The 15,499-nt window shown below is 61.4% G+C and carries 10 protein-coding genes; 7 read left to right on the top strand and 3 right to left on the bottom strand.

The genetic code is table 11. The features are described 5' to 3' along the window. Position 1: 1 nt before the first annotated feature. Entirely contained in the window at positions 2 to 1,666 is a 1,665-nt protein-coding gene (locus ACLEJQ_RS02055) for an AMP-binding protein (RefSeq protein WP_440791694.1), read from the bottom strand. A 425-nt stretch (positions 1,667 to 2,091) separates the two neighbouring features. On the opposite strand from ACLEJQ_RS02055, the gene ACLEJQ_RS02050 reads away from it, so the two are divergent. From ACLEJQ_RS02050 to ACLEJQ_RS02020, 7 genes are all read left to right on the top strand, one after another. After that, positions 2,092 to 2,856 carry a substrate-binding periplasmic protein gene (locus tag ACLEJQ_RS02050; RefSeq protein WP_440791693.1) on the top strand — a complete coding sequence of 255 codons (765 nt, stop codon included), beginning with the start codon at positions 2,092 to 2,094 and terminating at the stop codon, positions 2,854 to 2,856. Positions 2,857 to 3,054: 198 nt separating this feature from the next. Further along, a complete protein-coding gene (gene mexE, locus ACLEJQ_RS02045; protein WP_440791691.1) occupies positions 3,055 to 4,323 on the top strand; it encodes a multidrug efflux RND transporter periplasmic adaptor subunit MexE in 1,269 nt (422 codons plus the stop codon). A 15-nt stretch (positions 4,324 to 4,338) separates the two neighbouring features. Further along, the gene (locus ACLEJQ_RS02040; RefSeq protein ID WP_440791689.1) at positions 4,339 to 7,518 is read left to right on the top strand and encodes an efflux RND transporter permease subunit; all 3,180 of its coding nucleotides are present in this window, start codon (positions 4,339 to 4,341) and stop codon (positions 7,516 to 7,518) included. Continuing rightward, a complete protein-coding gene (locus ACLEJQ_RS02035) occupies positions 7,515 to 8,939 on the top strand; it encodes an efflux transporter outer membrane subunit (RefSeq protein ID WP_440791687.1) in 1,425 nt (474 codons plus the stop codon). Before ACLEJQ_RS02040 ends, ACLEJQ_RS02035 begins: the two co-directional genes overlap by 4 nt. A 273-nt stretch (positions 8,940 to 9,212) precedes the next feature. Next, entirely contained in the window at positions 9,213 to 10,268 is a 1,056-nt protein-coding gene (locus ACLEJQ_RS02030) for a tetratricopeptide repeat protein (RefSeq protein ID WP_440791685.1), read from the top strand. A gap of 219 nt (positions 10,269 to 10,487) precedes the next feature. After that, positions 10,488 to 11,990: an ATPase domain-containing protein gene (locus ACLEJQ_RS02025; protein ID WP_440791684.1), complete on the top strand. Its 1,503-nt coding sequence runs from the start codon at positions 10,488 to 10,490 to the stop codon at positions 11,988 to 11,990. After that, positions 11,987 to 13,657 (top strand): response regulator, encoded by a 1,671-nt coding sequence (locus tag ACLEJQ_RS02020; protein WP_440791683.1) that lies wholly within the window; start codon positions 11,987 to 11,989, stop codon positions 13,655 to 13,657. Before ACLEJQ_RS02025 ends, ACLEJQ_RS02020 begins: the two co-directional genes overlap by 4 nt. 186 nt (positions 13,658 to 13,843) lie before the next feature. On the opposite strand, the gene ACLEJQ_RS02015 is transcribed toward ACLEJQ_RS02020, so the two are convergent. Beyond that, positions 13,844 to 14,221 (bottom strand): response regulator, encoded by a 378-nt coding sequence (locus tag ACLEJQ_RS02015; RefSeq protein ID WP_440791681.1) that lies wholly within the window; start codon positions 14,219 to 14,221, stop codon positions 13,844 to 13,846. Beyond that, positions 14,214 to 15,494 (bottom strand): hybrid sensor histidine kinase/response regulator, encoded by a 1,281-nt coding sequence (locus ACLEJQ_RS02010; protein ID WP_440791679.1) that lies wholly within the window; start codon positions 15,492 to 15,494, stop codon positions 14,214 to 14,216. Before ACLEJQ_RS02010 ends, ACLEJQ_RS02015 begins: the two co-directional genes overlap by 8 nt. Positions 15,495 to 15,499 lie beyond the last annotated feature (5 nt).

Here is a 15,499-nt window from a genome sequence, read left to right as displayed (position 1 = left end):
TTCAAGCTGAAGCTTTGTAAGCCGAGGCCTCTTGCGCCTTGGCGATTTCCTGGTTGCGCAAGATAAAGCGCTGCAATTTGCCGCTCGGGGTCTTGGGCAAATCACTGACAAATTCAATTTCCCGGGGATAAGCATGGGCGGCCAGGCGCTTGCGCACGTACAAACGCAACTCTTCAGCCAACTGCGGCGAGTCGCGGTAAAGGGCGCTGAGCACCACAAAGGCCTTCACCAGCTCGGTACGCTCCGGATCGGGCTTGCCGATCACTGCCGCCTCGACCACCGCCGGATGCTCGATCAACGCGCTTTCCACGTCGAACGGGCCGACGCGATAGCCTGAGGTGGTGATTACATCATCGCTGCGACCGACGAAGCTGATACTGCCGTCCGGATTGAGCTCCACGGTATCGCCGCTCAGGTAGTAATCGCCCACGAACGCCTTGGTCGGTCCACCTTCGTAGCCGGCAAACCAGCACATCGGTGACTGGCTGCGATCCACCGCGAGAATGCCCGGTTGGCCTACGCCCAATTCCCGATGATGTTCGTCCAGCACCACGATCCGATGACCTGGCGAAGCGAAACCGGCCGCGCCCAAGTGCACCGGATGCTCCAGCCCGTGGTGGTTGCACAGCACCATGCCCAGCTCGGTCTGGCCGTAGTGATCGTGGATCACCACATCCAGGTTGTCGGCAAACCAGCGGATCACTTCCGGGTTCAACGGTTCACCGGCGCTGCTGACAATGCGCAACTTGCCCTTGATCGACCGGGCGAACGGCTCACCGCCGGCAATCAGCAAGCGATACGCCGTGGGTGAGCCGGTCAGATTGGTGATGCCGTATTTGTTGATCACCCGGCAGGTGCTTTCCAGGGTGAACGGGCCATCGTAGAAGGTGATGGGATGCCCCATTGCCAGCGGCCCGGTCACGCCAAAATAGATGCCATAGGCCCAACCCGGGTCGGCGACGTTCCAGAACGCATCCTCGGGACGCAGGTCCACGGCGTCACGGATGTAGCTCTGAAACGCAACGATGGCCTTGAGCGGCACCGACAGCGCCTTGGCAGGTCCGGTGGTGCCGGAGGTGAACATCAGCAGGAACGGGTCCTCGCCGGTCAGCATCACCGGTTCGCAACGGGCCTCGTGATTCGTCACTTCAGCCCAGAAACTGTAGTCACCACGCACGATGCCCTGGCCTTTTTCACCAGCGACGGTCACGACGGCCGGGCAACCGGCAACGTCGTCGAGTTTGGAGCGGTTGACCGCATCGGTGACCACCAGCCGCGCCCCGGAGCTGCCCAGGCGATGCTCGATGGCCTTGGGTCCGAAGGCTGTGAACAAAGGTTGATACACCGCACCGATGCGCCAGGTAGCGAGTACCACGATCAGCAACTCGGCCGTGCGCGGCAACAGACCGGCGACCCTGTCGCCCTTGCCCACGCCTTGGGCACGCAGGAAATTGGCGAAGCGTGCGGCGTTGTCCTGCAACTCACGATAAGTCCAGATCGCGTCGCTGCCGTCCCGGCCCTCCCAGAACAAGGCGATACGCCCGGGCAGCGCATGCCGGTCGCAACACTCGACGCAGGCATTGAGCGCTTCGAGCGAGCCGTGCAGCGCGGCAGTGACGGTGTTCAGGTAATCGAACTGCGAGATGACGGACGAATAGTCGCGCATGACCAGAATCCCTTTTACTTGTTATTGGTTGAGGGCACCGTAAACAGCTGGGAAATACTCGCGCCGAAGCAGATGCGCGGCAATGGTCAAAGCCTTCAAGTTGGCTGACTGGTTTGGCCATGGTTTGTAGAGCTTCTGCCCGCGGAGGCGCTATCGAGCGCAGCGGCCTGGATGGAAACCGAACGCATATCGATCCACCGGGCCTGCCGCTGCCTATCCGAATTCGACGCTTGCGCCTGGCAAATGATCTATACCTTCAGAATCCCCCAGAAAGCCAGGGCGACGATATTGACGTGACAGGATGGTGCCGTTGCAGCGGATCCGGCCGGATCGCTGCTTCATATAAGAAACCGGCCTGTAGACGTTGTATCCGGCGCCCGTATGCACGGATCGGCACATCACTTTCAATGCCGGAAGTATCGTCCATGAGCCCGACCACTCGCGTTTTGCATTTCGCCACTAAAGGGCTTCGCCGGCTTTTTCTGTTGCTGGCGCTGCTGGCGGCCCATGGGGCGAACGCTGAAGCGCCAGTCGTTGAGCTGCACATCCTCGACGCGCCCCCCTTGACGTTTGTCGATGATCCCCGAGGGCATGGCATCGTCGGTGATGTCGCGGTGGCAGCCATGACCAGGGCTGGGTATACCGTGAAGATCCACGTGCTTCCCTGGGCCAGGGCCCAGAAACATGTGAGTGAAGACCATGACCATCTGATCACCCCGCTGTCGCGCATACCCGGGCGTGAAGACCACTTCACCTGGATCGCCTCGATCATGCCCATGGAGCGCGCCTTCTTCAGCCTCGACCGGCAAGTGGACAGTTTTGCCCAGGCAAAAGACAGCTTTCGCAAGATCGGCGTCGGTCTGGGCAGTGCCCAAGAAGAAATCCTGCGCACCCAAGGGTTCAGCGATGAGCAGATCTACCCACTGGCAATCGGAGACAATCCGGCGCAGATGCTCCTGATGGGCCGCTTCGATGCCTGGTTCAACGGCGTCCCGGAAAGCCGCTACATCTGGCCGAAGGTGTCCAAACGCAAGCTGCTGATGAGCCCGGTGGGCAGTAACGCCGACCTGTACCTGGCTTGCTCCAGGCAGTGCTCCGCGAAAATGGTCGAGGACCTGCGCGAGGCGGTTGAGTCGCTTCGCAAGGATGGCTCGGTCAAACGCATCCGTGACCTTTATTTGTCGGAATGAAGGGGCTCAGTAATGATGGCGGTCATACTCAAATCATCAATCTGATTGATAGCCCCCTAACAAAAGCTCCTCCTCATGCGGGCTCGTCGATGGCTTATATCATTCCGGATGATAGTTACCTTTGTTTCATTCGATTCGTTCCGCCGCTTCGCGCCACGCATCATCCGCCCATTCTCAATACATTGGCGGATGCTATCCATGGACCATTCACTTCCACAACAGTCACTCTCAAAACTGCGTTTTCCCCTCGCGCTGCTGGCGGTGCTGGTGATGAGCGCCTGCGGCAAGACCCCAGACACCGCCGCCTCGATGCCGCCAGCCAAAGTCAGCGTGGCCAAAGTGCTGGAGCAGCCAGTCAACGAATGGGATGAGTTCACCGGTCGTCTCGAAGCCCCGGAAACCGTCGAGATCCGTCCTCGCGTGTCGGGGCAGATCGACGAAGTGGCCTTTACCGAAGGTGCATTGGTCAAGAAAGGCGACCTGCTGTTCCAGATCGACCCACGCCCGTTCCAGGCTGAAGTCCGTCGCCTGGAAGCGCAGTTGGCCCAGGCCCGTGCCACCGCGACTCGCAGCGAGAACGAAGCCCAGCGCGGCGAGCGCCTGCGTCAGAGCAATGCCATTTCCGCCGAACTGGCCGACTCGCGCACCACCGCCGCCCAGGAAGCCCGTGCTGCCGTCGCCGCGATCCAGGCGCAACTGGACCTGGCCAAGCTGAACCTGAGCTTCACCCGCGTCACCTCGCCTATCAGCGGTCGCGTCAGTCGCGCGCAAATCACCGCCGGCAACCTGGTGACCGCCGACACCACGACGCTCACCAGCGTGGTCTCCACCGACAAGGTCTACGCCTACTTCGACGCCGACGAGCGGGTCTTCCTCAAGTACACCCAACTCGCCCGCCAGGGCCAGCGCGGCCAGGCCACGCCGGTGTACATGGGCCTGTCCAACGAAGACGGCAACCCACACCTGGGCCAGATGAACTTCATCGACAACCAGGTCAATCCGCAGACCGGCACCATTCGCGGTCGCGCCGTGTTCGACAACAAGGACGGCGCCTACACCCCAGGCTTGTACGCTCGCCTGAAGCTGGTGGGCAGCGGCACCTACTCCGCCGTGCTGATCAACGACGAAGCGGTGGGCACCGACCTGGGCAAGAAATTCGTGCTGGTAATGGACGCCGAGAACAAGCCGGCCTACCGCGCCGTCGAGCTCGGGCCGAAGATCGAAGGCCTGCGCATCGTGCGTAGCGGCTTGAACAAGGACGACACCATCATCGTCAAGGGACTGCAACGGGCGCGTCCTGGTTCGCCGGTCACGCCTGAGACGGTTCCAATGGCCAGCGAAGAGACCCTCGCGGCCCTGGCACAACAACGCAAAGCGCTCGAAGCCAGCAACCTGCCGCAAGTCGCGCCTTCCAAGGCAGCGTCGAGCTCGGCAGGCAAACTGGCCGCTGCGACCCCACGCGGTTAAGGGACTGAATCCAAGATGAAATTTTCCCAGTTCTTCATTTCGCGGCCGATCTTCGCAGCGGTGCTCTCGCTGCTGATCCTGATCGCCGGCGCCATTTCACTGTTCCAGCTACCGATCAGCGAATACCCGGAAGTCGTACCGCCGACCGTGGTCGTGCGCGCCAACTTCCCCGGCGCCAACCCCAAGGTCATCGGCGAAACCGTGGCCGCGCCCCTGGAACAGGCCATCACCGGCGTCGAGAACATGCTGTACATGTCCTCGCAATCCACCGCTGACGGCAAGATCACCCTGACCATCACCTTCGCCCTGGGCACCGACCTGGACAACGCCCAAGTGCAGGTGCAGAACCGCGTCACCCGCACCGAGCCCAAGCTGCCGGAAGAAGTGACCCGGATCGGTATCACGGTGGACAAGGCCTCGCCCGACCTGACCATGGTCGTGCACTTGACCTCGCCGGACAAACGCTACGACATGCTCTACCTGTCCAACTACGCCCTGCTCAACATCAAGGATGAGCTGGCGCGCCTGGGCGGCGTGGGTGATGTGCAACTGTTCGGCATGGGCGACTACTCCCTGCGGGTCTGGCTGGATCCGAACAAGACCGCTTCGCGCAACCTGACCGCCACCGACGTGGTCACGGCTATCCGCGAGCAGAACCGCCAGGTCGCGGCCGGTGCGCTGGGTGCGCCCCCAGCGCCGAATGCCCAGGCGTTCCAGCTGTCGATCAACACCCAGGGTCGCCTGGTCAATGAAGAAGAGTTCGAGAACATCATCATCCGCTCCGGTGCCAACGGCGAAATCACGCGCCTGAAGGACATCGCCCGGGTCGAGTTGGGATCGAGCCAATATGCCCTGCGCTCGCTGCTGGACAACCAGCCGGCGGTGGCGATCCCGATCTTCCAACGCCCGGGTTCCAACGCCATCCAGATCTCCAATGACGTTCGCGCCAAGATGGATGAGCTGAAGAAAGGCTTCCCGGCCGGCATGGACTACAGCATCGTCTATGACCCGACGATCTTCGTGCGCGGCTCGATCGAAGCGGTGGTCCACACCCTGTTCGAAGCGCTGATCCTCGTGGTGCTGGTGGTAATCCTGTTCCTGCAAACCTGGCGCGCCTCGATCATCCCACTGGTGGCAGTGCCGGTCTCGCTGATCGGTACGTTCGCGGTGATGCACCTGTTCGGCTTCTCACTCAACGCCCTCTCGCTCTTCGGGTTGGTGTTAGCCATTGGTATCGTGGTGGACGACGCCATCGTGGTGGTGGAGAACGTCGAGCGCAACATCGAGCTGGGACTGGTCCCGGTGGAAGCCACCAAAAAGGCGATGGGCGAAGTCACCGGGCCGATCATCGCCACCGCCCTGGTGCTGTGCGCCGTGTTCGTACCGGCGGCCTTCATCAGCGGCTTGACCGGGCAGTTCTACAAGCAGTTTGCCTTGACCATCGCGATTTCCACGGTGATCTCGGCGATCAACTCCCTGACCCTGTCCCCTGCCCTGGCCGCTGTGTTGCTCAAAGGCCACGATGCGCCCAAGGACCGTTTCTCGCGGTTCCTGGACCGGATCCTCGGTGGTTGGCTGTTCCGTCCGTTCAACCGTTTCTTCGAACGCGCCAGTCATGGCTATGTCGGCACGGTTGCCCGTGTGATCCGCAGCAGCGGCATCGCCCTGTTCGTCTACGCAGGACTGATGGTGTTGACCTTCTTCGGCTTCTCCACCACGCCGACCGGGTTCGTACCTGGCCAGGACAAGCAATACCTGGTGGCCTTTGCACAACTGCCGGACGCCGCGAGCCTGGACCGCACCGAAGACGTGATCAAGCGCATGTCCGACCTGGCTCTCAAGCAACCGGGCGTTGAAAGCGCCGTGGCGTTCCCGGGCCTGTCGATCAACGGCTTCACCAACAGCCCGAACGCCGGCATCGTCTTCGTGACCCTCAAGCCTTTCGACGAGCGCAAGGACCCGAGCCAATCGGCCGGCGCCATCGCCGGGGCCTTGAACGGCCAGTACTCGCAGATCCAGGAAGCCTACATGGCGATCTTCCCGCCGCCGCCGGTACAGGGCTTGGGCACGATTGGTGGTTTCCGCCTGCAGATCGAGGACCGGGGCAACCTGGGCTACGACGAGCTATATAAAGAAACCATGAACATCATCACCAAGAGCCGCAGCGTGCCGGAACTGGCCGGACTGTTCACCAGCTATACGGTGAACGTGCCGCAGGTCGATGCCGCCATCGACCGTGAGAAAGCCAAGACCCACGGCGTGGCCGTCAGCGACATCTTCGACACCCTGCAGATCTACCTGGGTTCGTTGTATGCCAACGACTTCAACCGCTTTGGCCGCACTTATCAGGTCAACGTCCAGGCCGAGCAACAGTTCCGCCTCGAATCGGACCAGATCGGCCAGCTCAAGGTGCGCAACAACCGTGGCGAGATGATCCCGCTGGCGACCTTCATCAAGGTCAGTGACACCTCCGGGCCGGATCGCGTAATGCACTACAACGGCTTCATCACCGCCGAGATCAACGGCGCCGCCGCCCCGGGCTACAGCTCCGGCCAGGCGGAGAAAGCCATCGAGAAACTGCTCAAGGAAGAACTGCCCAACGGCATGACCTACGAATGGACCGACCTGACCTACCAGCAGATTTTGTCCGGCAACACCGCGCTGTTCGTGTTCCCGCTCTGTGTGCTGCTGGCATTCCTGGTACTGGCGGCGCAGTACGAAAGCTGGAGCTTGCCGCTGGCGGTCATCCTGATCGTACCGATGACCCTGCTGTCGGCGATCACCGGGGTGATTCTGTCCGGTAGCGACAACAACATCTTCACCCAGATCGGCCTGATCGTACTGGTGGGACTTGCCTGTAAGAACGCGATCCTGATCGTCGAGTTCGCCAAGGATAAACAGCTCGAAGGCCTGAACCCGCTGGCAGCGGTCCTGGAAGCCTGCCGCCTGCGTCTGCGGCCGATCCTGATGACCTCCTTCGCGTTCATCATGGGCGTGGTGCCCCTGGTGTTCTCTAGCGGTGCCGGTGCCGAAATGCGTCATGCCATGGGCGTGGCAGTGTTCTCCGGGATGCTCGGGGTGACCTTCTTCGGTCTGCTGCTGACACCGGTGTTCTATGTGCTGATCCGTAACTTCGTCGAACGCAGTGAGGCCCGCAAAGCGGCCCGGGCTTTGAAACTGGAGGCGCAACAATGAGTTTGAAAGCGTTCGTGCCGAGCCTTCTGGTACTGGCCTTAAGCGCTTGTGCAGTAGGCCCGGACTACAAGGCACCGCAAACGGAGGCGGCGAATATCACCACCGCCGCCGACGGTGCCGCCGGCCAGAAGAATTTCGACCGGGCCCGTTTCGAAGGCGTGTGGTGGCAGCAGTTCGACGATCCGACGCTCAATGCGTTGGTGACCCGTTCGCTGGAGGGCAACCGCGAGTTGCGCGTAGCCTTTGCCCGTCTGCGGGCAGCCCGGGCGATTCGCGATGACGCCAGCAATGACGCCATGCCGACCATCACCAGTCGTGCCAGCAGCGAACTGGGCAAGGGCCAGAATCCGATGGGCCAGAACGACGACCGGGTCAACACCGAGCGTTACGACCTGGGCCTGGACATGGCCTGGGAGCTGGACCTGTTCGGACGCATCCAGCGCAACCTGGAAGCCACCGACGCCGATCAGCAGGCAGCCGAGGCCGATCTTTACCAATTACAAGTGACGATGATCGCTGAACTGGTGGACGCCTACGGTCAACTGCGCGGTGCGCAACTGCGGGAAAAAATCGCCCTGGCGAACCTGAAGAACCAGCAGGATTCGCGCAAGATCACCGAAAGCCTGCGCGACGCCGGCGTCGGCGATCAACTGGATGTGGTTCGCGCCGATGCACGCCTGGCCTCGGTAGAAGCCAGCGTGCCGCAGTTGCAGGCCGAGCAGGTGCGCCAGCGTAACCGCATTGCCACGTTGCTGGGTGAGCGTCCGGACAGACTGAGCGTGGACCTGAGCCCTAAAGCACTGCCGGCCATTGCCAAGGCCTTGCCTATCGGCGATCCGGGTGAGCTGCTGCAACGCCGTCCGGACATTCTCAGTGCCGAACGGCAACTGGCGGCCGCGACAGCACGGATAGGCGTGGCCAAAGCCGACCTGTTCCCGCGGGTCAGCTTGAGCGGCTTCCTGGGCTTCACCGCCGGGCGTGGTTCGCAGATCGGTTCCTCGGCGGCCAATGCCTGGGCGCTGGGCCCGAGCATTACCTGGGCAGCCTTCGACCTGGGCAGCGTCCGAGCCCGCTTGCGCGGTGCCAATGCCGAGGCGGATGGCGCCCTGGCGACCTACGAGCAGCAAGTGTTGCTGGCGTTGGAAGAATCGGAAAACGCCTTCAGTGACTATGGCAAACGTCAGCAACGGTTGATCTCGCTGATCCGCCAGAGCGAATCGAGCCGCGCCGCCGCCGACCTGGCCGAGATTCGCTACCGCGAAGGCACCGTGGATTTCCTCGTGCTGCTCGACGCCCAGCGCGAACGCCTGGCCGCCGAAGACAGCCAGGCCCAGGCCGAAGTCGACCTGTACCGCGGCATCGTGGCGATCTACAAAGCGCTGGGTGGCGGCTGGAAGCCGGAAACCGTCGCCAGCAACTGACCCACCCTCCCCCAACCGAGCTCCTTTGGTTGGCCGCAACCAACCAATTGTTTGCCCCGCGTCTCATTCGGCCGCGGGGCTTTTTTTGCCTGCTGCCCCCTGTGGGAGCCTGCTCGCGATCAGGCCCTACCAGCCGACACCTTCAGTGACTGACCCACCGCCATCGCGAGCAAGCTCGCTCCCACAGGTGTACAGATACTTTCAAGGTTTGACTCAAGCCCCGGCCTGGTCGAAGCTTGCGTGACTTCACGCTTCTGGTCATGGATTTCCTGCATGCTTTCGCCTCGTCGCTACCTGATTCTCAGCCTTTCGATCCTGCTAGCGATCAGTGTCGTCGCGATCTGGCTACGCAGCACCACACCGCAAATCCCCGAGGCGATCAAGCGTGGCTACAGCGAGGCGCTGGAACAGGCGCGCAACGGCCAGCCCGGTGCAGCGCGGGTGTTGTATCAGCAACTGGGCCGCCCGGACATCTCACCCAAGCGCCGCGTGCGGCTGCATGCCGAACTGCCCAACTACCCAAGCCCCCAGGCCTTGAAACTGGCCGATGCAGACCTGCACCACGAATCGCCTGATGTGCGTCGAGCCGCCATCACCAGCATCGTCGGGCTGGTACCGACGGGCCAGCGTGCGCTGTTGATCGGCCCGCTTCTGGATGACGACGACCAAAGCGTACGTTTCGCCGCCGTGAACGCCCTGCTGGGCTTGTCACCCGATGACCTTGGGCTGTACTTCGGAGCGATGCAGCTGGCGATCGATACCTGGGAGCAGGTATTGGAAGACGCCCCGCCGAGCGCTGAAAACCACTACCAACTCGCCCGTCTGCATCTGCACAACGCCGAGCTGAAGAAAGCCCAACAAGCGCTGGAACAAGCCCTGAAGCTGCAACCGGACAACCTGCCGGCACTGGTCATGCAGATCGAGGTGCTCGACAAGCAGGGCCAAGGCGAAGCCGCACGCCAGTTACTCGCCCGGCAGTTGCAAACCCAGCCGGAGTCGGCTTATCTGCAACATGCATTGGGCATGTGGCTGCTGCACCATGGCCAGAGCGAGTTTGCGCTGCTCGGTCTGTCCAAGGCCGTGGAACTCGAACCGCAGAACCGACAATACCGTTATGACCTGGCGACAACCCTGCATGCCGAGCAGGAAGTGGAAGCGGCGCAGAAACAGCTTCAGGAGATCGTCCAGCGCTACCCCGCTGACCGCAAGGCGCGGGTGCTCTTGATCAATTACTGGAAGGAAACCGGGCAGCTGCAGAATGTGCAGATCCTGCTGGCGCAGCTCGAACAACTCAATCCCGACGACCCGGCGTTGCAACAAGGCCTTTAGGAGCAACAGGTTTGACAAGGAGCCCGCAACCCTGATTATTTTTTTTATAAACGAGCCATCAGCGACACCCGACAGATCACCGCAAAACTTGTGCAGTACCCCGCGTTTTGTAAAAGCAAGCGGAACCGCCAACACCGCAAAAGGTCAAGTATTCAGGCAGTTCATTTGCAGGCGCACGTTAGCCTGCTGCCGACTTCCCTAGTCATGAGAGGGTTATTTTTGTCTACATCCAATGAGTTGCTCAGCGCTAAAGCCGCCACCGGTATCGAAGGACTGGACGATATCCTTTCCGGTGGCTTGTCCCGCGGCCATGTGTTCCTGCTCGAAGGGGAACCCGGGACCGGCAAGACCACGGTCGCGTTGCAATTCCTGATAGCCGGCGCGCAGGCCGGCGAGCGAACGCTGTACATCACGTTATCGGAAACCGAGCGTGAACTGCGCCAGGGTGCCCAGTCCCACGGCTGGGTGCTCCCCGACAACATGCATATTTTCGAGCTGACCCCGGCCGAAGACCTGCTCAACGCCGAGCACCAGCAGAGCCTGCTGTACTCCTCGGACCTGGAGCTGGGTGAGGCGACCCGGCAGATTTTCGAAGTGGTCGAACAGGTCAAGCCGACCCGTGTGGTCCTTGACAGCCTGTCGGAGATTCGGCTGCTGGCACAAAGCTCCCTGCGCTACCGGCGCCAGATCCTGGCGATCAAGCACTATTTCGTCCGTTATGACGCCACCGTCCTGTTGCTGGACGACCTGACCACCGAGTCCCTGGACAAGACCGTACACAGCGTCGCCCACGGCGTCATTCGCCTGGAAGAACTGACCCCTTCCTACGGCGCCGAGCGGCGGCGTGTGCGGGTGGTCAAATATCGCGGGCAGAAATACCGCGGCGGTTTCCATGACTTCACCATCATGGGCGACGGCGTGCATGTCTTCCCGCGATTGGTGGCCGCCGAACACCGCAGCGGCTACCTGCGCCAGCAACTGTCCAGCGGCATCAGCGGTCTGGACGCCTTGCTCGGCGGCGGCATCGAGACCGGCTCCAGCACCTTGGTCCTCGGACCGGCCGGCACCGGCAAGTCGCTGATCTCCACGATCTTTGCCGTCGCAGCCGTTAATCGCGGCGAAAAGGCCGCACTGTTCATCTTCGATGAAGAGCTGGGCTTGCTCTTCGAACGCATGAAAAACATGGGCATCGACCTGAAGGCCCTGCAGAACACCGGCAATCTGTTGATCGAACAGGTCGATGCCGCCGAACTGTCACCCGGCGAGTTCTCCCACCGCGTGCGCCGTTGCGTGGACGAAGCCGACATCAAGACTGTCATCATCGACAGCATCAACGGCTACCAGGCGGCCATGCCAGAAGAAAATGCCCTGGTGCTGCACATGCACGAGTTGTTGCTGTACCTCAATCGCAAGGGCGCCGCGACCTACATGACCGTGGCACAACACGGGCTGGTGGGCGACATGCAGGCGCCGGTGGACATCACCTACCTGGCCGACACCGTTGTGTTGTTACGTTATTTCGAGGCACTGGGCAAGGTTCGCCGGGCGATCTCTATCATCAAGAAACGCACCGGCACCCACGAGTCGACCATTCGCGAGTACCGCATCAGTGGCAAGGGCCTGACCATTGGCGAACCTCTGGAAGCCTTCCAGGGCGTGCTGCGCGGAGTGCCCACCTACCTGGGAGAAGGCAATCCATTGCTCAAGGATGACCCGCAGTGACGTTGGCCGAGCCCTTGTCCGAGCGGGCCCTGATCCTTGCACCACTCGGGCGGGACAGCCTGATCGCACTGAAGATTCTCAACGAGGCCGGTTTCGCGGGGCTGATCTGCCAGCACCTGGTGCATCTGTGCGAAGAACTGGAACGTGGCGCCGGGCTGGTGGTGGTTTCCGCCGAAGCCCTGCTCGGGCCTGGCCTAGAGACCTTGTTCCAGCTGATCGAACAGCAACCGGCCTGGTCTGACCTGCCTATCGTATTGCTGACCCATCATGGAGGCCCGGAACTCAACCCGCTGGCGCGTCTTGGCGCACAACTGGGCAACGTGACGTTCCTGGAACGGCCCTTCCACCCGGTCACCCTGGTCAGCCTGGTCACCACGGCCCTACGCGGGCGTCGAAGGCAATACGAGGCCAGGGACCGTCTGATCGACCTGAGCAACAGCGAGTTGCGCCTGCAAACCACCCTCGAAACCCTTGAACAGCAAGTCGAAGAACGCACCGCGCAATTGCGCCACAACGAAGAAGCCCTGCGCCAGTCACAGAAAATGGAAGCGGTCGGCCAGTTGACCGGTGGTATCGCCCACGATTTCAACAACATGCTCACCGGGATCATCGGCAGCCTGGAGCTTTTGCGCCGCCGCCTGGCTCGGGGCCGCACCGAAGACCTGGACAGCCTGATCGACCTGGGCGTGACCTCGGCCAACCGCGCCGCCGGCCTGACCCATCGCTTGCTGGCCTTCTCCCGTCGCCAGTCGCTGGACTCGAAGGCAGTGCAGATGAACACCCTGGTCCTGTCCATGGGCGAACTGCTGCAACGCAGCCTCAATGAAAGCATCCGCCTGGAGATGCGGCTGGACGAGCAGCTCTGGGTCGCCGAAGCCGACCCCAACCAACTGGAAAGCGCCCTGCTTAACCTGGTGCTCAACGCCCGGGATGCGATGCACGACGGTGGGACGCTGGTGGTACAGACGTTCAACCGGCACCTGAATGCCGACTTTACCGAGGCCTACAGCAACCTAGAACCCGGCGATTATGTAGTGCTCAGCGTTCAGGACACCGGCTGCGGCATGCCCGAGTCGGTGATCAGCCGAGCATTCGATCCGTTCTTTACCACCAAGCCGATCGGCCAGGGCACCGGGCTGGGCCTGTCGATGATCTATGGCTTCAGCAAACAATCGCGCGGCCACGTGACCATTGACAGCGAAGTCGGCAAAGGCACCACAGTGAACCTGTTCCTGCCACGCTTCGTGGGTGAGGCCATCGCCGAACCGACAGTGGGCATCCCGCATGCACCGCAAGCGCAGGATGGCGAAACGGTGCTGATCGTGGAAGACGATCCGGCAGTGCGCGTGCTGGTCAGCTCGGTACTCAGTGAGTTGGGTTACGCCTTTGTCGAGGCTGCCGACGCCGACAGTGCGGTGCCTATTCTGCAATCAGAGCAACGCATCGACCTGATGATCAGCGACGTAGGCCTGCCAGGCATGAATGGCCGCCAACTGGCGGAAATCGGCCGACAGATCCGCCCTGACCTGCGGGTGCTGTTCATTACCGGTTACGCCGAGCATGCAGCGGTACGCGGCGGCTTCCTCGACCCTGGCATGCAGTTGATCACCAAGCCCTTCACCTTCGACCTGCTGACGGCCAAGGTGCGGGAGATGATCGAGGTTTGAGATCTCTGGCCCACGACGGCTATCGTGGCGAGGGAGCTTGCTCCCGCTGGACTGCGTAGCGGTCCCATAGGGGGCAAATCTGATCGGACAGTGTCTGCCTAAGAGGGGCCGCATCGCGGCCCAGCGGGAGCAAGCTCCCTCGCCACAGAAAGCTCCCTGACCGCAGGTCAAGCGTGCTCAGCAGGTCTACGAAAGCATCTTCTGCATGATTTTCTGCAACTCATCCAGGTCAAACGGTTTGTCCAGGATCGGCGCCTTGCGGGTGATGGGGCTATCGGTATCGCGGACTTCCTGGGCGTAGCCGCTGATAAAAATAACTTTCAGGTCGGGACGCAATTTCACCGCGGGTTCGGCAATCTGCACCCCGGAGATCCCGCCCGGCAGACGGAAATCGGTGATCATCATGTCCAGGTGCGGCTTGCGCGCCAGGATTTCAAAAGCCTCCTCGCCGTTCTTTGCCTCCAACACCCGGTAACCTTGAAGCTGAAGAAAGGCAGAGAGCACCGTCAGAATCGACGACTCATCTTCGACAATCAACACTACATCTTGCGCATCTTCACTCATGAGAAGCCTTTGTTCGATCAATAGCTGCTGATACGACCCTGGAGTCACTCAGAGGTTGCGTCTGTTCGACGGTTTTGTGCGCACCGCTGTTCAGCAAGGGCAGGCACACGCGAAACAGCGCCCCTTCGTTGATCCGACTCTCAACCGTGATAGTCCCCCCGTGTGCGGTGACGATCTGTTCGGAGATGAACAATCCCAATCCCAGGCCGGACGCCGCCGCTTTGGAAGACACGCGTTCGAATTGCTGGAAGATGCGTTTCTGGTTCTCCTCGCTGATACCGATACCGTGGTCCTGGACCTCGACGCAAGCGTGCTCGGGGGTCTGGTACACGCGCACTTCGATCAGACTCTTGCCGCCGTAGCGCAGGGCATTGGTCAACAGGTTCGAGACCACCTGCTCGATGCGAAACTCATCCCAAAGCCCCTCGACCATCGGCTCTGCCGTGTACTTCAACGAACATTCGGCGACCGCGATCTGCGGTTGGAAATTGCGCAGCAGGTTTTCCACCAGCGCCGTCAGGTTGAAGCGGCTCGGACGGATCGACAGCTTGCCGGTGCGAATCCGCGAAACGTCAAGCATGTCCTCGATCAAGCGAATCAGACTCCTGATCTGTCGCTCGTCGCGCTCGACCATGGCCCGCACCTTGTCCAGAGTGAAAGCTGCAGCATTATCCCGAGCCAGGTGCATCTTGCGCAGCTGCGTCTCTAGAATCAGGCCATTGAGGGGCGTGCGGACCTCGTGGGCGACGATGGACATGAAGTCGTCGCGCATGCGCACCGCCTGCTCCAGCTCACCACGAGTGGCCTCCAACTGCTGCACCAGCAATTGCTGCTCGCGCCTGCTCTGTTCGAGGGCGATGACCTGCTCTTTTACCGCTTTTCGCTGGCGATAGAGTTCGACGAAGACGTTGACCTTACTCTTGACTGCATGGGTATCCAACGGCTTGTGCAGGAAGTCCACCGCACCGTTTTCGTAGCCGGTAAAGGCATAGTTGCGCTCGCGACCGGCAGCGCTGACGAAAATGATCGGGATGCTGCGGGTCTTTTCCGTGCCACGCATCAACTCGGCCAGTTCGAAACCATTCATGCCCGGCATCTGCACGTCGATGATCGCCAGGGCAAAGTCATGTTGCAGCAACAGGGACAGCGCTTCGTCGGCCGACTGGGCCTTGAATACCTGGCGGTCGTCTCCCTTGATCAGCGCCTGCAGGGCCAACAGATTCTCAGGCAGATCGTCGACGATCAGCAGTTTGGCGTGAATATCTCTTGGCATGTGGT

Origin of the sequence: Pseudomonas sp. SMV71 (assembly GCF_052042015.1) — a bacterium.
Taxonomy (GTDB): Bacteria; Pseudomonadota; Gammaproteobacteria; order Pseudomonadales; family Pseudomonadaceae; genus Aquipseudomonas.
Note: the sequence above shows the minus strand (reverse complement) of the source record. Positions and strands in the feature narration are given on the sequence as shown.